Here is a 26,099-nt window from a genome sequence, read left to right on the forward strand (position 1 = left end):
TCACTCACTCTTTTCTATTATCCCTTCATCCCTGAACATAGAAAGCTTTCCTTTAAGATTAGAGTATCTATCATATATCTTATTATTTTTTATCATATAATTTAGATATTTGATATCTCCAACTAATACAACAAGTCTTTTTGCCCTTGTAACTCCAGTATAAAGGAGATTTCTAGTAAGTAGCATAGGAGGTGCCCATGCCATAGGCATAATAACAATAGGAAATTCACTTCCCTGACTTTTGTGTATTGTTGTGCAAAAACTATGATCAAGCTCATCTAGTTCACTGTATTCATATTTTACAATTTTGCTTTCATCAAATATTACATGTATAGTTTTTTCTTCTTTATTTATATAATATACATACCCTATATCTCCGTTGTATATCCCTTCCCCTTTTTCACTTTCATCTTCAGTTTCCCATTTTTTATTATAGTTGTTTTTTATTTGCATTACCTTATCGCCTACTCTAAATATCCTATTTTGAAAAACCTCCTCAGTCTTTAGTCTATCCTTTGGATTGAGTACCTTTTGGAGTTCATTATTTAAGTTTATAACTCCTAGATCACCTTTTCTCATAGGAGATAGTATCTGTATATCTTTAATTTTGTTCACTTTGTAATACTCTGGTAGTCTTTTATCAACAAGGTGTAATATTTCCTTTACTATATCTTCGTTATTAGTTCTTTGTATAAAATAAAAGTCCTTATCTTTTTGATTTAGCAGCAAACTTTCTCCTTTATTTATTTTGTGTGCGTTTACTACTATCATACTTTCTTTGGCTTGTCTAAATATTTCATCTAATTTTACTACTGGAACTATTTGTGAATCTATTATATCTCTAAGTACATTACCTGCACCAACTGAAGGTAGCTGATCGCTATCTCCAACTAATATAACTCTAGTTCCTACTTTTATCGCTTTAAGTAAGCTATACATAAGAACAACATCAACCATAGATACTTCATCTATTATTACAACATCAGCTTCTAGTGGGTCATCTTCACTTTTCATAAATACAAATTCATCATCATCTTGAGAGTATCCCATCTCTAAGAGCCTGTGTATTGTCTTTGCTTCTTTATTTGTTGTTTCGCTCATTCTCTTTGCAGCTCTTCCTGTTGGGGCAGCGAGAAGTATTTCCATGTTTAGATTTTCAAATAGCTTTATTATTGTATTTATAGTTGTTGTCTTTCCAGTTCCTGGACCTCCTGTTAGTACGAATACACCTTTTTCTAGAGCTTTTGTAACTGCATCTTTTTGATTTTTGGCAAGTGATATATCCTCACTTTCTTCTATCTTCTTTATTTCTTCATCTATATCTATCTCTAGTTTTTCAAATTCATGCTGTGATAGCTGTATTATTTTTCTGCATACTCCATTCTCACTTATATAGTAAGGTAGTAAGTATATATTTTCTTCACTGTATCCTTTTTCTATTTGAATTTGATGGTCTAGTGCAAGTGATGTTATTTCATCTTTTATATAATTTTCTTCTATTTCTAATATTTTTCTTGCTTCACTTACTAATTTACTTCTTGGAAGAAATGTATGACCTTCTCCTAGGCTCTGATTTAGTGTGTATATTATTCCTTGCATTATTCTATCTTTTGAATATGGGCTTATTCCAATTTTTTTTGCTATATCATCTGCTAATTTAAATCCTATTCCTCTTATATCTTGTGCTAGTCTGTATGGATTTTCTTTAACTATTTTAAGTGAATTACTTTTGTATCTTTTGTATATTCTAAGACAGTAGTTAGCCCCTATTCCAAATGATGCTAGGTTTATTATTAGATTTCTAAGTTCTCTTTCTTTTTCAAAGCTTTCTCCTATTTGCTCTGCTTTTTTTATTCCTATGCCATCTATTTGTGTTAGCAACTGTGGACTTCTTTGTATTATATCTATAGTATCTACTCCGAACTTTTGAACTATTTTTTCTGCTATTTTAGGCCCTATACCCTTTATCATTCCTGATGATAAATAAGCTATTATTCCATCTACTGAAGATGGAGTATCTATCATGAATGATTCAACTTCAAATTGAGGCCCATATATTTTATGATTTATCCATTTTCCATTTACTTTTATAGTTTCTCCAATAGATAATGTCGGCAAACACCCAACTATAGTTATTTCATCATCATTAGTTTCAAGTGTTGCAACTGTGTATCCATTATCTTCATTTTTGAATATTATTTCATTTATCATACCTTTTATGTTTTCCATAAATACACCTCTGTTTAATACCTATAAAGGTATTATACCAAAAAACAGAAAATACCCGATATCAAATATCGGGTATTTAAAATTATTCTCCTAAAGCTTCTTTTCTTAATATTTCAGCTTTATCAGTTTTTTCCCAAGGAACATCTATGTCAGTTCTTCCGAAGTGTCCGTAAGCTGCTGTTTGTCTGTATATAGGTCTTCTAAGATCTAAGTTTTTGATTATTGCTCCTGGTCTTAAGTCAAAGTGCTTTTTAACAAGCTCTACTAATTTCTCTTCTGATACTTTTCCTGTTCCAAAAGTTTCAACTAGTATAGATACAGGCTCTGCAACTCCTATTGCGTAAGCAAGTTCTAACTCACACTTGTCTGCAAGTCCAGCTGCTACTATATTTTTAGCTACGTATCTAGCTGCGTATGCTGCTGATCTATCAACTTTAGTTGGATCTTTTCCAGAGAATGCTCCACCACCGTGTCTTGCATATCCACCGTAAGTATCAACTATTATCTTTCTTCCTGTAAGTCCTGCATCACCTTGAGGTCCACCGATAACGAATCTTCCTGTTGGGTTGATTAGGAATCTAGTATTTTTATCTAATAGATTTGAAGGAACAACTTTATTTATAACGTGCTCTATCATATCTCTTTCTATTGTAGCATGGTCTACTTCTGGTCCATGTTGAGTTGATATAACTATAGTATCTACTCTAACTGGCTTGTCATCATGGTACTCTACAGTTACCTGAGTTTTTCCATCTGGTCTTAAGTAAGCTAATGTTCCATTTTTTCTAACATCTGATAATCTCTTAGCTAATTTGTGAGATAATGATATTGGAAGTGGCATAAGCTCTGGAGTTTCATTACAAGCGAATCCAAACATTATACCTTGGTCCCCAGCTCCTACTGCTTCAACTTCGTCTTTCATTTCTCCTTTTTTGCTTTCTAAAGCTTCATTAACTCCCATTGCTATATCAGGAGATTGCTCATCTATAGAAGTAAGTACAGCACAAGTGTCGCAGTCAAATCCATACTTAGCTCTTGTGTACCCTATTTCTTCTATTGTATTTCTAACTACTTTAGGGATATCTACATACTCACTAGTTGTAATTTCCCCAGCTATTAATACAAGTCCTGTAGTAACGCTAGTTTCACAAGCAACTCTAGCTTGAGGGTCTTTTGCTAATATAGCGTCTAATATAGAGTCAGATATTTGGTCACAGATTTTATCCGGATGTCCTTCTGTAACAGATTCTGAAGTGAATAATCTTTTTAACATTTGTTTGCCTCCTTTATCATTTCTTCATTTAGTATTACCTTTTTATGCAAAATTAAAGCCACTTCTTTGTAGAAGAGGCTAATTTTTTAAATTATCCTCATCTTGCAAAATTTTGCAGGAATTAGCACCGTACCCTAACGGGCGGTTGCTGGGTTTCATAGGGCCGTATCCCTCCACCTCTCTTGATAAGGCATCAAGAACTATGTAGTTTTTGTCGCTCAGACAATAATACTACACGGTATTACTCTTGTCAACAAATTTTTTATTTTTTCTTATATTAAGTGATACGACAGTGCAAGTACTATAAGCCCTGCTATTATATTTCCAATAGTTATTGAAATTAATGCATCTTTTATTCTAAATTTAAGAATAGATGCTATCATAGATCCACTCCAAACTCCTGTAGATGGAATGGGTAGTGCTACAAATAGCATTAATCCTATCATTTTATATTTTTTTACATTTTTACCTTTTCTATTTATCTTTATGTCTATGTAATGTCCAATTTTGTATAAGTACTTATTGCTTTTTACCCATTTTAGTATATGCCTAAATGTCAGTATTATAATGGGAGATGGAAGTATAGATCCTATAAGGCAAGTTATATATACGTGTATAGGATTAAATCCAAGTGCTATTCCATAAGGTATTGCTCCTCTTAATTCTATTATCGGCATGAAAGACATAAGCAAAAGCATGAACTCTTTTCTTATAAATTCTAGCAAATATATCACCCCCAGAGATTTAATTATAGCATATATTAAAGCCTATGAAACGCCTTCATATTTTATGTAAATAGCACATATAGTTTATTAGGAGGTGCTATCTAATGTATGTAGTTAAAGTAAATTACAAAGATGAGAACTGTGTAAGTATTCTAACCGAACTTTTAAAAACTATAATAACTAACAAAACTGTAATTATATGTATAGGTACAGATAGATGCATAGGAGATTCTCTAGGTCCTATTATTGGAACTATGCTAAAAAACAGCGATTATAAGTACCCGGTGTACGGAACATTAGAAAGCCCTATTCATGCACTTAATATATATGAGTCCTTAAAAGAGATAAGAGAAAAGCACCCAGATGGAATGTTTATAGCTCTGGATGCTTGTTTAGGTGATAAAGAGAATATAGGAAATATTCAAATTCGAAAAGGTCCTATCCTTCCTGGTAAAGGTGTTGGCAAAACACTTCCACAAATAGGAGATTACTCAATAGTTGCAATAGTTGATCAAATTGATGAAGATATCAAATTCACTTTCAACAACATAAGGTTAAACTTCATAGTTGAAATGTCTGAAATCATTGCCACTTCTATTATACTTGCAACATAATTATAAGTAGGGGTATTGTAATAACAGAAAATAGTGTTGTTAAAAATACTCCTTGCGATGCTAGTATGTGGTCATTATCATACCTTGTTGCAAATATTGCTGCATTAGCTGCTGATGGCATTGAAAATACTATAACGGGAATTCCCAAAAGCAAACCTTCTAATCTTAATACATTCCTTAGAAGAAAGTAAACACATATAGGTATAAATATAAGTCTTATAAATGATATTATAGTAAGCTTTACATTCTTAAATGCCATATCCATTTTTGATCCTGCAAGTATAGATCCGACAACTATCATAGCTAAAGGAGTAGTTGCGTTTCCTAACAAGTTAAGAGTATCATATATAGGTTTTGGTAGTGATATTGAAAGTAAAAATAAGCTATACCCTATAAATACTGCTATAAGACCTGGTGTTGATATTATTTTCTTTAATTTAAGATTGTTTTTGCTTTCTGAGCTTCTAGACATAATCATAACTCCTAATGTCCATATAAGTAGATCGAATATCATATTGAATATAGATGTATAAAATACCCCTATTTCTCCGTATATAGAATTTATAACAGGGTATCCCATAAATCCTACATTAGGGAATATTAGTAGAAATTGAAATACGTCTTTTTCTTTTCCTTCTATTTTAGACATTTTGGTAATCAAAAATGAAAATGAAATAGCTAGTGCATAAACTAATAGAGATATTCCTAATATCTTCATGCTCTTTCCAAACATTTCTCTTGAAAAGCTATACTGCATAGACTTTATTATAAGAGCTGGAAGTGTTACATTTAGTATTAATCCACTAAAATCCTTATTTGAATCTTTAGTTATAATTCCTTTTTTGTTTGCTATATATCCTATTAGTATTAATGAGAATAGCACTAATATTTGACTGAAAATTGTAATAAAGTTCATTTAATCACCTCGTCAAAATAAAAGGGCCAAAGGCCCTTTTTAATTATTTATAAAGTCATTCACTTTTGTCATTAGTCCATTTACTAAATCCTCTAAGTTGTTATTAACATCTTCTGAAGATACTCCCTTAGCTGAGAAGTAGAATTTAATCTTAGGCTCTGTTCCTGAAGGTCTTATAGCACACCAAGATTCATCTTCTAGTTCATAAAGTATTACATCAGCTTTTGGAAGATTATCTATTCCTTTGCTGTAGTCTTTCATTTTTGACACTTTAACTTTCCCTATATATTCTATTGGATTTTCCTTAAAGTGATGCATCATTTCTTTTATTTTTTCTGATCCTTCTTTTCCTTTTAGTGTTATTGATTTTAGCTCTTCTTTGTAGTATCCGTATTTTTCGTAAAGTTCTATTAACCCTTCATAAAGGCTCATATCTCTATCATAATAGTATGCAGCCATTTCTGATATAAGCATTGATGCTACAACAGCATCTTTATCTCTAGCGTGTGTTCCACATAAATAACCATAACTTTCTTCATATCCAAATATAAATGTTTTGTCTTTATTTTCTTCAAACTGCTTTATCTTCTCTCCTATGAATTTGAATCCTGTTAGAGTATCCATAACCTCAACTCCGTAGTTTCTAGCAACTACTTCTCCAAATTTAGATGTAACTATAGTTTTTATAACTACTCCATCATTTGGAATTTCATTTCTTTCTTTTTTATTAGATAATATGTACTCTAATAAAAGTGCCCCTGTTTGGTTACCAGTTAAAACTACGTATTCTCCATCTTTATTCTTTACAACTGCTCCAACTCTATCGCAGTCTGGGTCTGTCCCTATTATTATGTGGGCATTTTCTTTTCTTGCAAGATCTATCGAAAGAGAAAATGCTTCTTTCTCTTCTGGGTTTGGATAAGCTACCGTTGAGAAGTTTGGATCTGGCTTTTCTTGCTCTTTAACAACAAGTACATTCTTAAATCCTACTTCTTTTAGTACTCTTCTTACAGGAACATTTCCTGTTCCATGGAAAGGAGTAAATACTATTTTGAATTCATCAGCTACTTTATCTATTATATCTTTTCTTAATACTTGCTTTTTAACTTCTTCTATAAACTGTGTATCTTGATCTTCTCCTAATATAGTTATTAAATCTTTGCTTCTAGCTAAAGTTTCATCTATAGTTGGAATTAAGCTATAGTCATTTACTTTATTAACTTCATTTATTATTTCCTGTGCAATACCTGAGGCTACTTGAGCTCCATCTTCCCAGTACACCTTATATCCATTATACTCCGGTGGATTATGGCTTGCTGTTATAACTATTCCAGCTATAGCATTTAAATTTCTAACTGCAAAAGATAATTCAGGAGTAGTTCTCAAATCATCAAATAGAAATGCCTTTATTCCCATAGCAGCCAATGTCTTTGCAGTTTCAATAGAAAATTCCTTAGATTTGTGTCTGCAGTCGTGTGCTATAACAACTCCTCTATTTTTTCCACTTTGACCTTCTTTATTTATTATGTAATTTCCAAGTCCAAATGTAGCTCTTCTTACAGTATATTTATTTATTCTATTTGTTCCAGCTCCTATTATCCCCCTCATTCCAGCTGTTCCAAATTCTAAGTTCTTGTAGAATCTTTCTTCTATCTCTTTTTTATCATTTTCTATACTTTTAAGTTCATCTCTTGTTTCTTGGTCAAAGTATACATTATTCAACCATTCATTGTAATTTTTTATGTAGTCCATTTCATCCCCTCCTCATTCATCACTTTATTTTACCATAACATATATTCAAAATGCTAAAAAAAAATCCCCTAAATTTAGAGGATTTATTTATCTACTATAGCAAACATTAAGTTTCCACTGCAAACAAGTTCTTCACCGATATAAGCTTTTCCTTCCGCTTTTCCTATACCTCTTCTCATTGCAGTTAATTCTACTTCCATTCTTAATACATCTCCAGGTCTAACTTCTTTTCTAAATCTAACCCCGTCTATTCCTGTAAATACTCCTAACTTTCCTTTGTATTCGTCTAAAGACATTATAGATATAGCCCCTACCTGTGCCATAGCTTCAACTATAAGTACTCCTGGCATTAGTGGGTATTCTGGAAAGTGACCTTGAAAGAATGGCTCGTTTACTGTAACATTTTTTATTCCTACTGCTCTTTTTCCAGGTTCTAACTCTAGTATTTTGTCTACTAATAAAAATGGATACCTATGTGGTATTATTTTTTTTATTTCGTCGATATTCATCATTTTTTAAAACCTCCTTTTAATACCTGATACTAATTATATTTTATTATATCACTTTTACATATCATTTACAAAGAAAAAAAGATAAGAGAATCTCTTATCTTTTGATGTTTGTCTTTGTGAACTGATCGTATATAAGTTTTGCTAGACCTAGTTGTGAGCTTTGTGTAGTGCTTTGAATAAGCTCATCGTCATATAGTTCTTCGAATATTTTTCTTCCATGAGATTTTTCGTTCATTGAACTTTCAGGAACTGTCTTTTTCATTTCTTTGAACATTATTTTAGTGAATTCTTTCTCAAGCAATTTGCAAGCATGCATTAACTTATCTTTATCTTTAGTGTCGATATTAGTTGTTATCCTGTCTAGGTTTGTATTATTTATTTGCATCTAATCACCTATCTTCTAAGGTTATTTGCTATTTGCATCATATCATCTGCTGTTTGGATAGTTTTAGAGTTTATTTCATATGCTCTTTGAGCTGTTATCATTTTTATCATTTCATCAACTATCTGAACATTAGAAGTTTCTAAGAATCCTTGGTATATCTTAGTATTTCTTCCTTGCCCTCCTAGAGGAATTTCTTCTCCAGATGCTGGAGTCACTTTGAATAAGTTCTTTCCTACTGCCTCTAGTCCTTCAGGATTTATAAATTGTGAAAGCTTTATTCTTCCTAAAGTTTCTATTTCTCCATTTTGGTTTGTAACAGTTATATATCCATCTTCATCAACAGTGAAATCTTTGTGATTAGCTCCGATTATTATTTCTTGATTATTCTGTGATAATACAGAGTATCCTTCAGATGTAACAAGCTTTCTAGTATCTCCATTTATACTAAATTTAAATGATCCATCTCTTGTATATAACATTTCTCCTGATGGAGACTGAACAACGAAAAATCCTGACCCATCAAGTCCAAAGTCTGTTGCATTTTCTGTTCTTTCTAGGTTTCCATTTTGGAATACTCTACTTGTAGCAGCAGGCATAACCCCATGGCCTATTTGAAGATTAACAGGAGTTCCTTGTCCATTGTTTAAGTTAGTCTTTCTAACAGTTTCGTATAGAAGATCTTTAAACTCTAATCTTTGCTTTTTGTATCCTGTTGTATTAACATTAGCTAAATTGTTAGATATTGTATCTATATTAAGCTGCTGAGCTTTCATTCCACTTGCAGCAGTCCACATCGCTCTCATTTATTACACCCCCAATTATAATTTACCTATCTCATTCACAGCTTTTCCTAGCATCTCATCATAAGATCTTATTACCTTTTGATTGCTCTCGTATTCTCTTAGTATATTTATCATTTGTACCATTTCGTTTATTACATTTACATTAGAGCTTTCTATAAATCCTTGAAGTATATGGCCATCAAACTGTCCTATTTGAGCATCTATTCCATCTTCCATTTTATAAAGAGAGTGCCCTTCTTTTCTTAAAGCGTTCACGTTGAGTATGTTTACAACGTCTAACTTGTCTACAAATTGTCCATCTATAGATATTTCCCCGAATATATTTATATCAAAGTCTCTATTTAGTATTATAGGGCCATTTAGACCTAATACTCTATGTCCTTCGCTAGTTACAAGTTCTGATTTATCATTTATTAAAAATGCTCCATTTCTAGTGTATCTTATTCCATTATGAGTTTCTACCTTAAAGAATCCGTTTCCATCTATTGCAAAGTCAAGTTTATTTTGTGTTTCATTCATCTGACCTGACAAGAAGTTAGTCTGGATTTTGTCTAATCTAATTCCGCTATTTATTGTTCCTATAACATTTCTTGGAGGGTTATATATAAGATTAGCTACTACAGCTCCTCCCACTAATACATTTCCATTTTGATCTACATCTATATCTCCGTTCACTTGTATTCTTTTGCCAGTTTTGTCTAGTACATAGTATCCTGTTGTTGTATCTATATCTTTGTTTATATCTCTTGAATAAGTCTTTAGGTATCCATTTTCATCTACTGCAAATCTCATTTCTCTGCTGTAACTTTTGCCTGCACGACTTTCTACAGTGAAGAATGAGTTGTTAGTTTTAAGGTAATACCCTTCACCATCTCTTTTTATATCAACAACACTACTTGCAGGAACTGAAGTATTATTACTTCCATTTATCTTCATGATTAATTTCTCTGAGAATGCTTCAGTCAAAACTACATCTTTCTTGAACCCATTAGTATTAGCATTGGCTATATTGTTACTTACAACGTCTAATTTCTTTTGATTAGTTTGCATTGCAGAAGTAACAGTATAAAGACCTCTGAACATAATATCACTCCACGATTTTATTTTTACCTTTATTATATCGGAAAAGCTTGTACAAAGTTTAGAAGAATATAAAGGAAACTATATTATATTTTGGATCTTACTGTTCCACCTTTTTCTAATACTGCTAGAGAGTTTAGCGCCTCTCCAGTTCCTTTAGCAACACAAGATATAGCATCTTCTGCTACATGTACTTTTATTCCCGTTCTTTCTTGTATAAGCTTATCTAGTCCCCAAAGAAGTGATCCTCCTCCAGTCATTACTATACCTTTGTGGCTTATATCAGATGAAAGCTCTGGTGGAGTTTTTTCTAGAACGCTGTGAACAGCATCTGCTATTTGAGTTACACTTTCCTCTAGAGCCTCTAACATTTCTGTAGAATTTATCTTTTTAGTTTCTGGAAGTCCTGTAACTAAATTTCTACCCTTAACATCCATAGACACCTCTATTTTTCTCTTTGATGCCGATCCTATATTTATTTTTATATCTTCTGCTGTTCTTTCTCCTATTAGTAGGTTATGTTTTTTTCTCATATACCTAACTATAGCTTCATCAAATTTATCTCCTGCTACCTTTATAGATGTACTAACTACTACTCCTCCTAAAGAAATTACAGCTATATCAGCTGTTCCCCCTCCTATATCTACAACCATGTTTCCTGCTGGTTGAGCTATATCAAGTCCAGCACCTATAGCCCCTGCTATTGGCTCTTCTATTATATATACTTGTCTTGCTCCTGCTTGCTTTGTCGCTTCTTCAACCGCTCTTTTCTCAACTTCAGTAACTCCTGAAGGAACACAAACCATGATTTTTGGCATAAAGAATTTAAAGAATCCTTTTTTCCCTAAAACTTTATCGATGAAGTATTTTATCATTTTCTCTGTTGTATCATAATCTGATATAACTCCATCTCTTAAAGGTCTTATAGCTACTATATTTCCTGGAGTTCTTCCTATCATTCTTCTTGCTTCTTCACCAACTGCTAAAACCTTTCCACTTCTTTGGTCTATAGCTACAACTGAAGGCTCTTTAAGAACTATTCCCTTTCCTTTAACGTATACTAAAACTGATGCCGTTCCTAAATCTATACCTATATCCGGCGAAAATCTACCCATCATAACATCTCCTATCTCTTTTGTTATTTATTTCAATTAAATTATGCTTAAATCTTCACAGTCTTACCCTATTCTACAAAAATATACAAAAAACCTTCTCAAGTCAAGAAAAAAATCACTTCTTTCAAACTATTTACAATTTCCTTACAAAAAAGAATGTAGGCTTTTTAGCCTACATTCTTTTCATCTTTACTTATGTATTTTAACTTTGTAGCCATTCCACCTCTTATGTGTCTTTCTGACTTGTTTTTGTCTAGAATGTTTTTTACTTCTTTAGCAAGTACAGGATTTATCTCAAATAACCTTTCGGTTACATCTTTATGTACCGTACTTTTGCTAATTCCAAAGTTCTTGGCTGTTTCTCTGACGGTAGCGCCTTTGTCTAGTATGTACTGCCCCATTATTATAGCTCTTTTTTCTATATATTCTCTCAATATTCCCCCCCCTAAAGCTACCATTTTATTCATATATATGATGCTTTTAAGGGAAATAGAACAGGCTTAACCTCTAAAGAGATTAAGCCTTTGTAAATTAGTTTTTGCTTATTAAAGAAAGAGGATCTATATGCTTTCCATTTTTTATTGCTTCTAAATGAAGAAGCGGACCTTCTTTGCTTTTCACTATTGATGTATTTCCTACACCACCTATTATATCTCCAGCTTTTAAAACTTCTCCTTCTTCAACTAATACATCAGTAGATAAGCTGCTATAAATAGTATAAAGATCCTCACTGTGTTTTACTTTCACAGTTATACCATTTTTGCTATTTTGGATTATTTCTACTACTTCTCCGTCCATCATAACCTTAACAGGAGTTCCTTCTTTGGCTTTGATATCCACACCTTTATGTAGTTCCCACTGCTCTAAAGTTGGGGAATAACTAAGTTCAGTATCAGAAAACTTTCTAATTATTTCTCCTGTAACAGGCATAATAGCAGCATGTTCAGTGTTAGTTTTTTTAGCCATTTCTTTTTCTAATTTCTCTTTTGCTTTGTCTAAAGTTTCATTTGGATTAGTGCTTGTAGCAACTGCATCTTCGTCATCTTTTATTAGATGAATTTCTCCTTCTGAATCAGCAGTGTCTTTCTCATCTAGAAGTTCTGAGTACTCTAGATTCTTAAATCCACTATCTGTAGCTAAATTGTCTATGCTGTTTTTAGTAACCCAAACTGCAGTGAATGCTACTAAACACACACATAGGAATAAAACTAAGTAAAAGCTGTCTTTTTCTAATATTTTCTTTAATTTGTTGTTTTTATTGTTTTCCATTACTTCCACCTCCACATTGATATTTTTTCCCGTTTTCAGAATTCTATACAAAAAAAGAAGAGACTTTAGCCTCTTCTTAATATTTTTTTTCTATATCTACACCTTTAAAGTAGTGTTTTAGTATTTCATCATACTTATAGCCTTCATTTCCCATTCCATTAGCTCCCCATTGGCTCATCCCTACACCATGACCATATCCTCTGGTTTGTATATCTACGTATCCGTCTTTCACATTTATCTCAAAGTCAGCAGAATTCAAATCAAGGATACTTCTTACGTCCCTACCCCTTAGCTTAACTCCACCTATATTTATCTCTTTTACAGATCCACCTTCTGTTCTTGATAAAATCTTTATATCATTAGATAGATTGTTTGAAAATTTAACCTTAGGGTACGCACTTTTAAATTTGTTTATAAACTCTTTTTCTGTTATCTTAACAACACCTACAAGTCTAGGAGATCCTTCTTCAAATGGGCTTTCTACTGATCTTAAATAAGGAACCATGGCAGCAAATACTTCTTCTGAGTTTTCTGTTTTGCCTCCACTTGTAGAGTGGTATAGAGGCTCTACAACTTTTCCCTCATACTTTAGAATCATTCCTCTAGTTTGATCTACTGCATTTTTTACTTTAGGCCACATATTTTTTATCCATTCTTCTCCGTGAGCCTTTCTTAGCTGGTCTAATGAAAGATATTCCTGACAATGAGTATGATCTGTACATACAACGGCTCCAGGGTGTTTATTATTATTTTCTCCACCGTTTTCCATCTTATAAAAAACGTAAGATCTAGCCGCTATAGCCTGTGCCTTTAAAGCTTCTTCATGAAAAGCTGCAGGCATTTCAGATGCTACTACATTATATAAATATTCCTCTATATTCTTTTCCTCTATTTTCTTAGTTCTATGGTTGTACACATTTATGGTTGTAACTACATCACTAACACTAACTTTAGAATCTGTATTTACTGCTGCATCACCCCTATATATAGCAAGTGTCATAATTATAGGTAGTACTATAATTGCAATCAGTACATATATAGCAATTAAAAAAGGGTTTTTCATAGATCTCCTCCTTTGACAATATCACTTAATTGAAGTCTATGAAAAAACCCTTTATTTTATTCCTTATTCTTTAACTCTTTCTATGTTAGCACCTAATGCTCTTAGGTTACCTTCTATATTTACATATCCTCTATCTATATGATACGTTTCACCTATTATTGTTTCACCTTCAGAAACAAGTCCTGCAAGTATAAGAGCTGCCCCTGCTCTTAAATCCGTAGCATTAACACTTGTCCCTTGTAAAGTTGGAGTTCCTTGGATAACTGCACTTCTTCCTTCTATTTTTATAGATGCTCCCATTCTGTTTAACTCTTGAACGTGCATAAATCTATTTTCAAATACTGTTTCTATAACAACAGATGTATCATTAGCAACACTTAGAAGTGCCATAAATTGAGCTTGCATATCCGTTGGGAAACCTGGGTGAGGTAATGTCTTAATATCTACTGACTTTATCTCCTTTGGCCCTATTACCCTAACTGCATTCTCCATTTCATGTATTTCGCATCCTACTTCTCTAAGTTTTGCAATTACAGGCTTTAGGTGGTCTAAAAGTACATTTTCAACTAATATATCTCCTTTAGTTATAGCTGCTGCAACCATATATGTTCCAGCTTCTATTCTATCAGGTATTACTGTATGCTCTGCTCCTTTTAGCTCACTAACTCCTTTTATCTTTATCGTATTAGTACCTGCTCCTTTTACATTAGCTCCCATTTTATTTAAGAAGTTAGCAAGGTCTACTATCTCAGGTTCTTCTGCTGCATTTTCTAGTATAGTCGTACCTTCAGCAAGTACAGCCGCCATCATTATATTTTCAGTAGCTCCAACTGATGGGAAATCTAGGTATATTTTAGTACCTTGCAGTTTTTCGCATCTAGCTTCAACGAATCCATGATCCATTTCAACACTACATCCAAGAGCCTTAAATCCCTTAAGATGTAAATCTATAGGTCTTGTACCTATTGCACATCCTCCTGGCATAGATATCTTCGAAACATTGAATCTAGCAAGTAATGGTCCCATAACCAAAAAAGATGCTCTCATCTTTCTTACTAGTTCATATGGTGCTTCACAAGTTCTTATTTCACTTGCATCCACTGTTAAAGTGTTATCTTTATACTCAACTTTTGCTCCTAAATATCTTAATAAATCTGAGATAACATGAACATCTCTTAAATTAGGAACTTCCTTTATAACAGATGTTCCTTTCCCTAAAAGAGTTGCAGCTATTATTGGTAAAACTGCATTCTTAGCTCCATTTATCTTAACTTTACCCTTTAGGGGTCCACTTTTCCTCACAACTATATTAGCCAATCTTTTCATCCCTTTCTTAATATTCTAGCGCTATCAAAGGTGTTCCAATATAAATATATGTTTTATCCTCGTAATCACTGTATCTAACTGATACATTCAGGTTAACTTTCTTTCCAGCGTATGTTATATGTTCTTTTATTTTCTTTGTGTACCCTGTTAGAGAAATAAAATTCTCATCTTCTGCTCTTTCTGATTCATTAGCACTTAATTTACTAAATATATCACTGGCTATTATATCATATTGTTCATCTTCTATCTTTCCATCGAAAGACCCACTGATGCATGTATAAATATCTACCAAACTTGAATATTCAGACAATACATCCTTCATTTTTTTATAATTGTTCACTATACTTTTATACACTTCATTTGACCTAATGTCAACTATAATATGCGTTTCTTCCACATTTTCACTTAATTGGCTTTGAACTATTACTGATACATTTTCTCCTTGTCCATTACCCGTATGAGTATACACTTGTCTAAATCCTTCTTGCTCTGTTTGTACATATTCTAAGTCGCTAGAATTAATTCCATAGATAATGTTAAGCTTATTTATTATACTTTTCATTTCTTCAAATTCCAAAAACTTATTACTTAATTCAACATGTCCATTTATACTATAGCTTTCGAAATTAGAGTTTGTCTTATTGAATACATTTAATAACTCGTCATATCCACTTTCTCCTTGTGCTTGAGATATACTTAATATACTTACAAATAAAACTAAGATAATTGCAAAACAAAATAATCTTTTCATAATAAATACCCCCATCTAATTTGTATTTTGATATTAATCATTATTGACAAGTTAGATAGGGGTTATACCTTTAGTTTTGATATTAAGTTTTAAAAATCTCTGCCTGCTCCTCCACCACCGGAGCTTCCACCTTTTCCTGAAGACCCACCAAATCCTCCAGATCCCCCTTTATAATGCCCTCCTCTTAAAAGAGACCTTAGAATCATTCCTGTGAAAAATCCTCTAGCGAATCTATGATCTGCCCAGAATAAGAAAAACACTATAAACACTATTATTATCTTAGGAATCAAGCCTATATCTTCTTGATTATTTTGTACACTATATATGTTATTGTACTTTTCAAATATATTACTGTCTTCATATCCGTATTCTTTATTTACGTTTTGTGCTAGTAGGTAAAATATCTTTCTTATTCCTTCATCGTAATTACCATTTGATAAATCATCTTTTGCATAATCTAGTATTTCTCCAACCTTACCATCAGGAAGTATTCCTTCTAGACCATATCCTACTTCTACTCTTATCTTTCTTTCATTAGGAGCAAGTAGCACTAGTAGTCCGTTATTGTATCTTCCATTTCCTATTCTCCATTTTTCAAATAATTTTACAGAATAGTCTACAGTATCATTACCCTCTAGGCTTTTTATCGTAGCTACTACTATTTGGGGCATTTCTCTTGTTTTCTCATAATTTAGGTTTGTATTTATTATAAATCTTTTTGTGTCTTGAGATAAAACATTTGCAAAATCTGCTACATAAAATTCATTTGTTTGATTTGGTAAGTTTATGCTAAATACTGTGAAACTATTTAAAAGTAATATTAAAAATGCACTAGCTATTATCAGCAACTTATTTTTTTTCAATTTAATCCCGCCCTTTTAAAAGTTAACTTTTGGAGCAGTTTGAGCCTCTTTAGATGCCTCAAAGTAATTTCTAGTTTCAAATCCCATAGCCCTTGCCATTAAATTATTTGGAAAACTTCTTATCTTTTTATTGTAATCTCTAACTACTGCATTATATCTATCTCTTTCAACTGATATTCTATTTTCAGTTCCTGAAAGCTCATCCATAAGTTTTGATACATTTTGATTCGATTTAAGCTCTGGATAATTTTCCATAACTACAAGTAATCTTCCTAAAGCTCCTTCTAATTGATTAGATGCTAAGACTTTTTCTTCTGTAGTTTTAGCTCCTGCCATTTTAGCTCTTGCTTCAGCTATTTGACCGAATATTTCTTGCTCTTGTTTCATTGAACCTTTAACTGTTTCTACTAGATTTGGTATTAGATCATATCTTCTTTGTAATTTACTTTCAACATTAGCCCACTGGCTATCTACTTCTTCTGCTTTAGATACTAGGCTATTGTATGTTCCTATGAAAGACATAACCATAAGTCCTATAACTAAAGCTATTGCTATTAATATCTTAAATGAACTTTTCATATTGAAACCCCCTTCTTAATATACTTATGCTTATTATATCATTTTAAGGTACAATAATCTAAATTTATTACATCTATATTTTAAATTCTTCTAATTTACCATATATATCTAGAAAAGTATCCTAAAATAATAGAGAAGCTCAAGTTAGCTTCTCCTTTTATTAATAACTATATCTTGAATTTACTTATATTTTCTCTTAAATCAACAACTATCCCATTCAGGTTCTGAGCTGCATGTGATACTTCTTCAGATGAAGCAGTAAGCTCTTGTGCTGAAGCCGCTACTTCCTGTGTTGATGCTGAATTTTGTTCTGTAACAGCACTTACTCTTTCTGCTCTTTCCATAACAGAATCCTTAGCCCTTTGTATGTCGTCCATAGCTTTGTACGTATTTCTTATTCCTGGAGTTATATTCTCTATAGATCCTAATATTTCTTCAAATGTTTTTACTGTGTTCTGTATTAATCTTACTTGATCGTGTACAGATGATTCTACCTCTTTAGATGTATTTATAACTTCTTCTGTATCCTTGTTGACTGAATTTACTAAAGCTGTTATTTTGTTTGTGGATTTCTTTGATTCTTCTGCGAGCTTTCTTACTTCTTCTGCAACTACCGCAAATCCTTTTCCATGTTCTCCTGCTCTTGCAGCTTCTATAGCAGCATTTAATGCAAGTAGATTAGTTTGTTCTGATATTGACGATATTATTTCTGTTATGCCACTTATTTCTTCTACTGAATGAGTAAGAGCCTCTACTTTACCTGTTACAAGTTCAAATGCCTTCTTAACTTTATCTATCGTATTAACCAATTCATCCATTTCTTTTTTACCATCATTAGCTTTGTTTTGTGTACTTTCTGTTTCGTCTTTAACATTCTCAAGTTCTTTATATACATTGCTTATAGTGTCTGTAAGTCTTGTAAGCAAATCTAATACTCCTGATAAATCTTTTGCCTGATCTGATGCACCTTGTGCAACTTGTTCAACTGTATTTGATAATTCCCCGAACGAAGCTGCCATTTGTTCTGATGTTGCAGCTAAAGAATCTGAGCTCATACTAACTTGTTTAGATTTTGTATCTATATTATATATCATTTCCTTGATTGAAGTTTGCATTGCAGCCATAACTTCAGCAATAAGACCGAACTCATCTTTTCTATTTATAACCTCTGTAGGTATTTCTTTAGTAAAGTCTCCAACTGAAATAGCTCCAAAATAACTTTTCATAGATTCTATAGGTTTTATTACGAAAGAGCGAACTAAATAAAATGAAGCTCCTATACCTAATACTATAGCAATGACCATAGATATAAAATTTATAAATTCTGCATTGATATTATCATTTCTAAGAGCATACTTTAGTATATATGTTCTTCCAGCTATTATTCCGAAAAATACGGATGCAAAAGATAGTGTTAGCTTAGTTTGTAGGCCTAAAGTTGATTTTGTGATGTTTATCTTCTTTTGTGTCATTATTTAGGTTCCTCCCATTTAAAGTTAGTTCTTTGACCTTATTATATTTGATTTTATAACTTTATTCATTAAATATACGTAAAAACCATAATTTACATATATTTAGGACTATGCCCTAGCCATTATAAGAAATGATATTATATTTTGCAAATATCCATTCACTTTCAAATACTAAAGAATGATAAACCATCAAAAAAGAAAAGCTAATCTTAGCTTTTCTAAATTTTAAATTCCTGTGTAAGTTTTTCAAGACTATCTGATAATCTCGATAAATCTTTAGTTACTTCTGATATTTCCTCTATAAATCTATTTTGCTGATCCATTGTTGATGATACTTGCTCCGTTGATGCAGAGTTTTCTTCAGCTACAGCTGAAAGATTTTGAAGTATATATACTATTTCATCTTTGTTTTCTTTTATTTGTTTTCCTGATGCATTTAACTTCTGTGCTGCTTCATTAGCATTTTTTATTGCTTCATTAATCTGAATATATTTATCTTTACTTTTATATACAGAATTCTTTTGATGTTGTATAGTTTCAAATACTTTTTTCATTGTTTCAACTGCATTTTTTGAATTTCCTTGGAGCTGATTTACTACATCTTCTATTGTTTTTGTAGACATAGTAGAAATTTCAGCAAGTTTTCTTATTTCTTCTGCTACAACAGAAAAGCCTCTCCCAGCTTCTCCTGCTCTTGCAGCTTCTATTGCTGCATTTAGCGCAAGTAAATTTGTTTGGTTTGCTATATTTAGTATTACATTACTAGCTTCTTCTATTTTGCTAGCACTTTCATTTGTCTTTAGTATAACTTCATACACTTGTTTAGTTGATGATATACTATTATCTGCAATTTCTGTAAGTTTGTCTATTTCTAAAAGTCCTTCATTTACTATACTTTTTACTTTTGATGAAGTATTGTTTAAATTTATAACATATTGCTCATTTTTATCTATTATTTCATCTAATTGTATTGCCCTAAGTGATCCTTCCTCAATACTTTTAGCTTGATCTAATGCTCCACTAGCTACATTATTCATAGCTTTATTTATTTCACTTATAGATTCTGTAAAGCTATTTATATTTCTTTCTAATCTGCTACTTGTAGAGTTTACGTCATTTACTTTTTCTTTTACATCTTTTATTAGCTTTGATAATTTTGATATTGCTGTATTTGTTTCTATTGAAAGCTTAGAAAATTCATCTTTACCTTTTACATTTGCATTGATAGAAAAGTTTCCTTGACTTATGTCATTAAGTATTTTGATATGATGTTTGAGAGGCTTCATTATCATATACTCTGCAAAGAATAAAATTATTATATTAACAACTATTATGTTCATAGAAGCATTTATATATGTCGATATGTACCCGTCTATTATCTCAAGACTATTTAAAGCTGAATTAATTCTTGTAGCAATTGGAACACTAACAATAAGTGCTGATGTTATAGCTATTATTAGTTTTAAAGTTATACTATTGATAAAATTAAAACTTATTATGTCAGCACTTACATTTCTTGTCTCTTTTATATGCTTATTCATAAGTTTTCCCCCTTATGTAGTTTTATTATCACTATGATATACTATATTCCAAATTAATGCAACATTGCAGAAATTTAGATTCGTAATTTATATTGCAACTTTTTATTATTTTTGTTATATAATATATATAACAAGTCATATAAAGGAGGTAAAGATGTTACTAAGTATAGATTTTGAATCTGAAATTCCTATATATCAGCAAATAAAAAATCAGATTATCAAAGGAATTGCTACTGGTCAGTTATCTCCAGGTGAAAGCCTTCCATCCGTAAGACAGTTAGGTGCTGATATTGGAGTTAATTTTCATACTATTAATAAGGTATATACGCAGCTTAAACAAGAGGGGTGGGTTGTTGTCCATCGTAGACAAGGAGTTATGGTAAATCCTGAGCTTAATATGGAAACTACTCAAGATTATATGAACTTATTGGAATCTAATCTTGAAATTATTGCAGCCCAAGCGTATTTAAGGGGAATATCTAAAGAGAAATTCATACAAATTATAGATGAGAAATTTTCAAAATTCATTAAGAAAGGAAGTGAGTAAATGCTTTCGCTTGTAGTTTTTATAAATTTTTTTACTATATATCTTCCTCTTTTAGTATTTGGTATTTTAATGCCATACTACAGCAAAAAAACTTTAGTATTTGGAGTTAATGTTCCACAAAATGTATCTAATGATAAGAAAGTCAAAAAACTAAAAAAAATGTATATGATAAACTATAGTATATCTTTGACACTTGTTATGCTGATTTTTTATACTATAGGATTTAAGTATCAAATTCCTAATGCCTTTAATCTTAGCGTTTTTGCATTTATATTAGTTCTTGCAGCTAACTATATTTATGTACATCTTAAAATTAAGAACCTAAAACAAACTGAAGGCTGGATTATTGACAAAAAACAAGTTGTTATCGTAAGCACTAATAGTAATTCTTCGCAAAGAAAAATTTCTATGAAATATCATATAATACCTTTAGCCATAGTTGTGTTTACATTTGTAGTTACTGCTATTTTATATCCTAATCTCCCAGATCAAATACCTACTCACTTTGATTTTAGTGGAAATATAACTACTTACAAGGCTAAAAGTTTTGTTACAGTATTTTCTGTTCCTATGACTCAGCTTGGTATGCTAATTATGTTTTATTTTGTTTCTAATATGATAAGCAAATCCAAAATGACAATTGATCCTTCTAAGCCAAAGACTTCAGAAAAACAAAATCTAATAGCTAGTAGGCGCTGGGGATTCTTTATAATACTTACTTCTATTGGGGTTATAACACATTTTTTATATATTCAGCTTTGTATTTTAGGGGTTATAAGTCTATCTCCTATGTTTAATATAATCATAAATATTTTCGCTATTGTATTTCCACTAGTAGTATTAACTGTTTTTTCTTTAATAACTGGTCAAAGTGGAAGTAGAGTTAATGTAGATAGTGATGAGGTTGAGAATGAAAAATTAATTCATAGAGATGATGATAACTACTGGAAGCTTGGACTATTTTATTATAATCCTGATGATCCTAGCTTGTGGATAGAAAAGCGTTTTGGCATTGGTTGGACTGTTAACTTTGCACATCCTATAGGAATAGTTTTTGGTATTGCTACTATAATTATACTTATAGTGTCTATAATACTTGTTTTGAATAGTTAAATAAGGGGGGATTATTTTGCTTACTTTAAAAAATGTTTCAAAAAGCTATGATAAATCTAAAAAGGCAGTAGATAATATTTCTTTGGAAATAAATAAAGGAGAAATTGTAGGCTTTATTGGCCCAAATGGTGCTGGTAAAACAACCACTATAAAAATGATAACAGGAATGATATCTCCTGATGAGGGAAGTGTCATAGTAAATGGATTAGATATTACAAAAAATCCTGTAGAAGCTAAGAAAAGCTTCACTTTTGTTCCAGATCATCCTGCTATTTTTGATAGCATTAAGGGTATAGATTATCTTAACTTTATTGCAGATATGTATGATGTTTCTATAAATGACAGAAAAGAAAGAATTGAAAAGTTTACTAAGACATTCCAAATTTATGATGCTCTTACAAAAACTATTAACTCATATTCTCATGGTATGAGACAAAAACTTTTAATATCTGCTGCTTTACTTCCAAATCCTAAGCTATTTATTTTAGATGAGCCTTTAGTTGGCCTTGATCCTCATTCAGCTAAGATTTTGAAGGACTTAATGAAAGAACATTGTAAAAGTGGTGGTACTGTATTTTTCTCATCTCACTTATTAGAAGTTGTTGAAAATCTTTGCGATAAGGTAGCTATAATCCATAAAGGAAGTTTAATAGCTTATGATACTGCTGAGAATATAAAGAATAAATCTAATTCAACATTAGAAGAAATTTTCTTGGAGATGACAAAAGATGAATAAGATTATATCTTTAACTAAAATTCAATTAATAGATTTCTTTGCTAAGTACACTCAGCAGCTTAACGTAAAGAATAAGTATTTAAGGATTGTTTCAATCTTAATTCCATTAGTTATAATTATGCCTGTTATTCAGTTTGTCTTAAAAGTATATGATAATTTTGATCTTATAGGATATAAACAACTTACAATCACTTATGTATATATAGGTAGTGTTATGATTATGTTTTTTTCTAGTATTCCTCTTGTTATTTCATCATTTTTTTATTCAAAAGATTTAAAGTTTTTAACTACACTTCCTATCAAAGCTAGTAGTATTATATTTGCCAAATTAAGTTCTATTTATATTTATTTGTTTGGTATAGGGCTATTACTATTTGGATCATCTTGCATAGTTTATATGTTTAAATCAGGATTTAATCTATACACATTATTAGCTTGTATAATAGCTTTATTCCTTTTACCTATAGTTCCTTTGCTTTTATCGATAATAATTATATTGCCTTTTATGTCTTTCTTAGCTAAGACTGATAAAAGAAATTTTTTAGTTCTTATAGGTAATATATTTTTAATCGTTAGTATTATATATGTTCAGATATATTTAGCTAAAGTTCAAATGGATCCTGAAAACTTTTCTAATTTTTTACTTAAAGAAGATGGACTTTTGTATCTTATAGGAAGGAGATTTCCTCCTAGTATATGGTTAACTAAGATGATTCAAGGTTCATTTGTCAATACATTATACTTTATTTTCTTAAATATAGGTTTTGTATTTGTATTTTACTATATTTCTAGTTTACTTTATAAAAAAGCCTTACTTGTATTTAATCAAGAAAGTGGTTCATTAGTCCAAAGAGGAAAAATATATTATAAAAAGAAAAGTAAATCATATCAGATGATTAAAAGACATATACTAATAATCTTTACTAATCCCGTATTTCTTTTAAATACAGTGCTTACAATGATGCTTCCTATTATTATGTTTGTAGTTTCGTTTTTTACAGGAGAAATTACAACTGATATATTTAATTCTCCTGAGATTAAACCATATATTATATATATATATTCTCTAACAATTACAGCTCCTGCTATTGTAGGTAGCCTTTCTGCTACAGCAATTACTAGAGAAGGTAAGGCCTTTTGGGAAACAATGACTTTACCTCTATCTATAAAGGATAATATAAAGTATAGAGTTTATTCAAGTATATTGTTATCCCTTGCTTGTTCATTAGTTCTTGCTTTTTTCGGTGGATTTTATCTTCCAATATCTTTAAATGTAGTTGCTTTATCTTTAATATTTTGTATCTGTTCAACTTTATTTTTCTCTACTATTGATATGATTATAAACATAAAAAGACCTCTGCTTAACTGGAGTAATCCAACGGCAGCAATTAAAAATAACCTTAATGTATTTTTATCTTTGGGTGTTAGAGTTATTTTAGGTTTTGTTTATTATTTTATTTATAAAATTATGATAAACTTTAGCGAAAGCGTTATTGTTTTAATATTTAGCGGAATATTCTTTGTACTTTATATAGCTACTAGATATATTCTTTATAATTACTATACTAAAGATTTCATGAATATAAGTTAACAAAGTCTTCCTTAAAAAATTAATAAAGAAGACTTTGTTGAAACACATTACGGAAATTATAACTTTCTCACAATTTATTAAAGTACATAATTTCCTATGTGTTATAAAAAAAAGTACGGTTATATCAAATGATATAGTCGTACTTTTTTGTGTTTATGAGATATTGTTATTTTTCAATAACTTTTTTAGTTGCATCATAAATAACCACTAATCCTAACATAAGAGAAATTGTTCTCATTACAAACTCAGCAATATGCAATCCCCCTATAGCATTTGAAGAATTATATAGCAAGTTTCCTGTGATTATTGAAGGAGCTAAAATAATTAATATTCCCAATACATATCTAATAATATTTAACATATCTTCACCTCTTATCTTATATTATAGTATCCTTGTGTATAAACATATTTATAATGATTTGAAGAAGACGATACTCCAAAATTTATAGTAGCTGATTCGTTTATTTTAATTTCAACTCCACCATTAACAGTAGTAGTACCATTATTAAAAAAGTCTCCATTTACAATCCAAAAAATTCTTCCCGCATTTTCTAAATGAGTAAATACAGTCCCAGCAAACTGTTTGCTCAAGCCTTTGTAATTTCTATCCATTCCTACATTTAATATTTTAACTATTCCCCAAAAATAACCCCCTTCACTCGTTTGACAATAAAATTTTAAAGAAGGCTTATATTCAGAAGTAACAGTAAAAGAAGAACTAACTGTTCTATATGTAGCATTGTACGGTGATATGCTTGATTTATTGAATAAAAAATTATTATTTTTATTAAAACTTTCAATGACCTGTTTTTCAGCTTCTGCTAGTGAAATATTATTGTCTACAGCTATCATTTCTACAATTTCTTCGAAAGTTAAAGCCTCACTTATAACTGATTGGCTGTCATCAATGTTATATACACCGGTAATAATATTTTCGTTCTGTTGCTCATGATTTAGTTGTAAAGCAAATGAACTCAAATTAGAAAATAAAATCATACAAAAACTTAATCCTAACACTAAAAGTTTCTTTTTCACTATAAAACCCCCCATTAGATTTATGTTTTTTATATTTATTCAACTCAGTTTTTAATTTTCCTTTATAACTTATAAAAAAACTGTAAAATGTTAATCAGCATCCACAGTAGAGATAAGGAGAAAGGGAATGGTTTTTATTCAGACTCGATTGACTTGAAAATCCTATTATAACAAGATTTCTCTCGCTTTATTTAATCATCTCATCCGGCAAAAAAGAACCGAAATGTCGTAACAACGATGCTATTCCCGATTCTTTTATGGATTTATACACAGCATTTACTCCCTCTTTTCTTCCCGTTCAGATATCAACTTAATTACTGCAAGTACGAAGTTAAATTACGATGGAAGAACGTAATTTTGAGATGTACACTCCAAATAAACTCCACCGAAAAACAGGCTCTTTCATGAGCCTTTTTCCTTGAATTCAGGCTCTAAAAATTACAATAAAGTTGACCGAAGTTTAGGGATAATGTTCAAGAATTTATGGTTAAGATTGGGGCTTTTTCTGTTATGTATTTCAATAAAATCAATCAATATAAAGAATTAATACATGGATTAATTCCTTTATTTTCAATGGTTTTATTAATATTCTTTTGTATAATACAAAAAAAGTTCACCTAAAAACTCCACCACCCTCAACCCCTTTTCCCATCATCCTTTCAGCCCATTTTTTATCCATTTTTCATTTTCAAAATTACAATAAAGTTCACCGAAAAACAGGCTCTTTCTTGAGCCTTTTTCCTTGAATCTTGGCTCTAAAAATTACAATAAAGTTGACCGAAAGTACAGGGATAAGGATCAAGAAATAA

26 protein-coding genes and 1 riboswitch are annotated in these 26,099 nt (G+C 31.0%); of the genes, 5 read left to right on the top strand and 21 right to left on the bottom strand.

From position 1 onward, the window contains the following. The 3 genes from recD2 to CLOTH_RS06115 form a co-directional block, all read right to left on the bottom strand. Positions 1 to 2,229 carry an SF1B family DNA helicase RecD2 gene (recD2, locus tag CLOTH_RS06105; RefSeq protein WP_079412171.1) on the bottom strand — a complete coding sequence of 743 codons (2,229 nt, stop codon included), beginning with the start codon at positions 2,227 to 2,229 and terminating at the stop codon, positions 1 to 3. An 82-nt stretch (positions 2,230 to 2,311) separates the two neighbouring features. Continuing rightward, positions 2,312 to 3,502 (bottom strand): methionine adenosyltransferase, encoded by a 1,191-nt coding sequence (gene metK / locus CLOTH_RS06110; RefSeq protein WP_079412173.1) that lies wholly within the window; start codon positions 3,500 to 3,502, stop codon positions 2,312 to 2,314. Positions 3,503 to 3,596: 94 nt separating this feature from the next. Beyond that, a riboswitch (SAM riboswitch) is annotated at positions 3,597 to 3,694 on the bottom strand. 80 nt (positions 3,695 to 3,774) lie between these two features. Further along, positions 3,775 to 4,227: a COG2426 family protein gene (locus CLOTH_RS06115; protein WP_331722029.1), complete on the bottom strand. Its 453-nt coding sequence runs from the start codon at positions 4,225 to 4,227 to the stop codon at positions 3,775 to 3,777. 104 nt (positions 4,228 to 4,331) lie between these two features. On the opposite strand from CLOTH_RS06115, the gene yyaC reads away from it, so the two are divergent. Continuing rightward, the gene (gene yyaC, locus CLOTH_RS06120; RefSeq protein ID WP_079412175.1) at positions 4,332 to 4,841 is read left to right on the top strand and encodes a spore protease YyaC; all 510 of its coding nucleotides are present in this window, start codon (positions 4,332 to 4,334) and stop codon (positions 4,839 to 4,841) included. On the opposite strand, the gene CLOTH_RS06125 is transcribed toward yyaC, so the two are convergent. From CLOTH_RS06125 to CLOTH_RS10605, 16 genes are all read right to left on the bottom strand, one after another. Then, positions 4,825 to 5,757 carry an AEC family transporter gene (locus tag CLOTH_RS06125; protein ID WP_079412177.1) on the bottom strand — a complete coding sequence of 311 codons (933 nt, stop codon included), beginning with the start codon at positions 5,755 to 5,757 and terminating at the stop codon, positions 4,825 to 4,827. The genes yyaC and CLOTH_RS06125 overlap by 17 nt on opposite strands. A 39-nt stretch (positions 5,758 to 5,796) precedes the next feature. Further along, a complete protein-coding gene (locus tag CLOTH_RS06130; protein WP_079412179.1) occupies positions 5,797 to 7,509 on the bottom strand; it encodes a phospho-sugar mutase in 1,713 nt (570 codons plus the stop codon). Between the two features lie 83 nt (positions 7,510 to 7,592). After that, on the bottom strand, positions 7,593 to 8,021 hold the full coding sequence (gene fabZ / locus CLOTH_RS06135; RefSeq protein WP_079412181.1) for a 3-hydroxyacyl-ACP dehydratase FabZ: 429 nt from the start codon (positions 8,019 to 8,021) through the stop codon (positions 7,593 to 7,595). Positions 8,022 to 8,115: 94 nt separating this feature from the next. Beyond that, a complete protein-coding gene (locus CLOTH_RS06140; protein WP_079412183.1) occupies positions 8,116 to 8,406 on the bottom strand; it encodes a rod-binding protein in 291 nt (96 codons plus the stop codon). 8 nt (positions 8,407 to 8,414) lie between these two features. Then, on the bottom strand, positions 8,415 to 9,209 hold the full coding sequence (gene flgG / locus CLOTH_RS06145) for a flagellar basal-body rod protein FlgG (protein WP_079412185.1): 795 nt from the start codon (positions 9,207 to 9,209) through the stop codon (positions 8,415 to 8,417). 15 nt (positions 9,210 to 9,224) lie between these two features. Continuing rightward, positions 9,225 to 10,292 carry a flagellar hook-basal body complex protein gene (locus tag CLOTH_RS06150; protein WP_079412187.1) on the bottom strand — a complete coding sequence of 356 codons (1,068 nt, stop codon included), beginning with the start codon at positions 10,290 to 10,292 and terminating at the stop codon, positions 9,225 to 9,227. Between the two features lie 83 nt (positions 10,293 to 10,375). Next, a complete protein-coding gene (gene mreB, locus CLOTH_RS06155; RefSeq protein ID WP_079412189.1) occupies positions 10,376 to 11,404 on the bottom strand; it encodes a rod shape-determining protein in 1,029 nt (342 codons plus the stop codon). Between the two features lie 167 nt (positions 11,405 to 11,571). Then, positions 11,572 to 11,838, bottom strand: a complete 267-nt coding sequence (gene spoIIID / locus CLOTH_RS06160) for a sporulation transcriptional regulator SpoIIID (protein ID WP_079412191.1) — start codon at positions 11,836 to 11,838, stop codon at positions 11,572 to 11,574. A gap of 97 nt (positions 11,839 to 11,935) precedes the next feature. Further along, positions 11,936 to 12,673: a M23 family metallopeptidase gene (locus CLOTH_RS06165; RefSeq protein WP_079412193.1), complete on the bottom strand. Its 738-nt coding sequence runs from the start codon at positions 12,671 to 12,673 to the stop codon at positions 11,936 to 11,938. 76 nt (positions 12,674 to 12,749) lie between these two features. After that, positions 12,750 to 13,736 (bottom strand): stage II sporulation protein D, encoded by a 987-nt coding sequence (gene spoIID / locus CLOTH_RS06170; RefSeq protein ID WP_079412195.1) that lies wholly within the window; start codon positions 13,734 to 13,736, stop codon positions 12,750 to 12,752. Positions 13,737 to 13,799: 63 nt separating this feature from the next. Next, positions 13,800 to 15,053 (bottom strand): UDP-N-acetylglucosamine 1-carboxyvinyltransferase, encoded by a 1,254-nt coding sequence (gene murA, locus CLOTH_RS06175; RefSeq protein ID WP_169835133.1) that lies wholly within the window; start codon positions 15,051 to 15,053, stop codon positions 13,800 to 13,802. Between the two features lie 16 nt (positions 15,054 to 15,069). After that, positions 15,070 to 15,813, bottom strand: coding sequence for a YwmB family TATA-box binding protein (locus tag CLOTH_RS06180; RefSeq protein ID WP_158080475.1), 744 nt, complete (start codon positions 15,811 to 15,813; stop codon positions 15,070 to 15,072). 89 nt (positions 15,814 to 15,902) lie between these two features. Next, the gene (locus CLOTH_RS06185) at positions 15,903 to 16,676 is read right to left on the bottom strand and encodes a TPM domain-containing protein (protein WP_158080476.1); all 774 of its coding nucleotides are present in this window, start codon (positions 16,674 to 16,676) and stop codon (positions 15,903 to 15,905) included. Positions 16,677 to 16,691: 15 nt separating this feature from the next. Further along, positions 16,692 to 17,255: a LemA family protein gene (locus tag CLOTH_RS06190; RefSeq protein ID WP_079412203.1), complete on the bottom strand. Its 564-nt coding sequence runs from the start codon at positions 17,253 to 17,255 to the stop codon at positions 16,692 to 16,694. Between the two features lie 167 nt (positions 17,256 to 17,422). Continuing rightward, positions 17,423 to 18,727, bottom strand: a complete 1,305-nt coding sequence (locus tag CLOTH_RS06195; RefSeq protein WP_079412205.1) for a methyl-accepting chemotaxis protein — start codon at positions 18,725 to 18,727, stop codon at positions 17,423 to 17,425. A 218-nt stretch (positions 18,728 to 18,945) separates the two neighbouring features. Continuing rightward, positions 18,946 to 20,268 (bottom strand): methyl-accepting chemotaxis protein, encoded by a 1,323-nt coding sequence (locus CLOTH_RS10605; protein WP_079412207.1) that lies wholly within the window; start codon positions 20,266 to 20,268, stop codon positions 18,946 to 18,948. 154 nt (positions 20,269 to 20,422) lie between these two features. Here CLOTH_RS10605 and CLOTH_RS06205 point away from each other — a divergent pair, with 154 nt between their 5' ends. From CLOTH_RS06205 to CLOTH_RS06220, 4 genes are read left to right on the top strand one after another with little or no spacing between them, the layout of a single operon-like run. After that, positions 20,423 to 20,815, top strand: coding sequence for a GntR family transcriptional regulator (locus CLOTH_RS06205; protein WP_079412209.1), 393 nt, complete (start codon positions 20,423 to 20,425; stop codon positions 20,813 to 20,815). After that, a complete protein-coding gene (locus CLOTH_RS06210; RefSeq protein WP_079412211.1) occupies positions 20,816 to 21,928 on the top strand; it encodes a DUF1648 domain-containing protein in 1,113 nt (370 codons plus the stop codon). It begins immediately after the preceding gene. Between the two features lie 16 nt (positions 21,929 to 21,944). Further along, positions 21,945 to 22,664 carry an ABC transporter ATP-binding protein gene (locus tag CLOTH_RS06215; protein ID WP_079412213.1) on the top strand — a complete coding sequence of 240 codons (720 nt, stop codon included), beginning with the start codon at positions 21,945 to 21,947 and terminating at the stop codon, positions 22,662 to 22,664. Beyond that, positions 22,657 to 24,255: an ABC transporter permease gene (locus CLOTH_RS06220; RefSeq protein WP_079412215.1), complete on the top strand. Its 1,599-nt coding sequence runs from the start codon at positions 22,657 to 22,659 to the stop codon at positions 24,253 to 24,255. Before CLOTH_RS06215 ends, CLOTH_RS06220 begins: the two co-directional genes overlap by 8 nt. A 166-nt stretch (positions 24,256 to 24,421) precedes the next feature. Here the strand turns inward: CLOTH_RS06220 and CLOTH_RS06225 are convergent, their stop codons facing one another. Together CLOTH_RS06225 and CLOTH_RS06230 are read right to left on the bottom strand one after the other, a co-directional pair. Beyond that, entirely contained in the window at positions 24,422 to 24,616 is a 195-nt protein-coding gene (locus CLOTH_RS06225) for a hypothetical protein (protein WP_079412217.1), read from the bottom strand. Positions 24,617 to 24,627: 11 nt separating this feature from the next. Continuing rightward, a complete protein-coding gene (locus tag CLOTH_RS06230) occupies positions 24,628 to 25,290 on the bottom strand; it encodes a hypothetical protein (RefSeq protein WP_079412219.1) in 663 nt (220 codons plus the stop codon). Positions 25,291 to 26,099 lie beyond the last annotated feature (809 nt).

Origin of the sequence: Alkalithermobacter paradoxus, from assembly GCA_002029295.1 — a bacterium.
Classification (GTDB): Bacteria; Bacillota; Clostridia; order Peptostreptococcales; family Peptostreptococcaceae; genus Alkalithermobacter; species Alkalithermobacter paradoxus.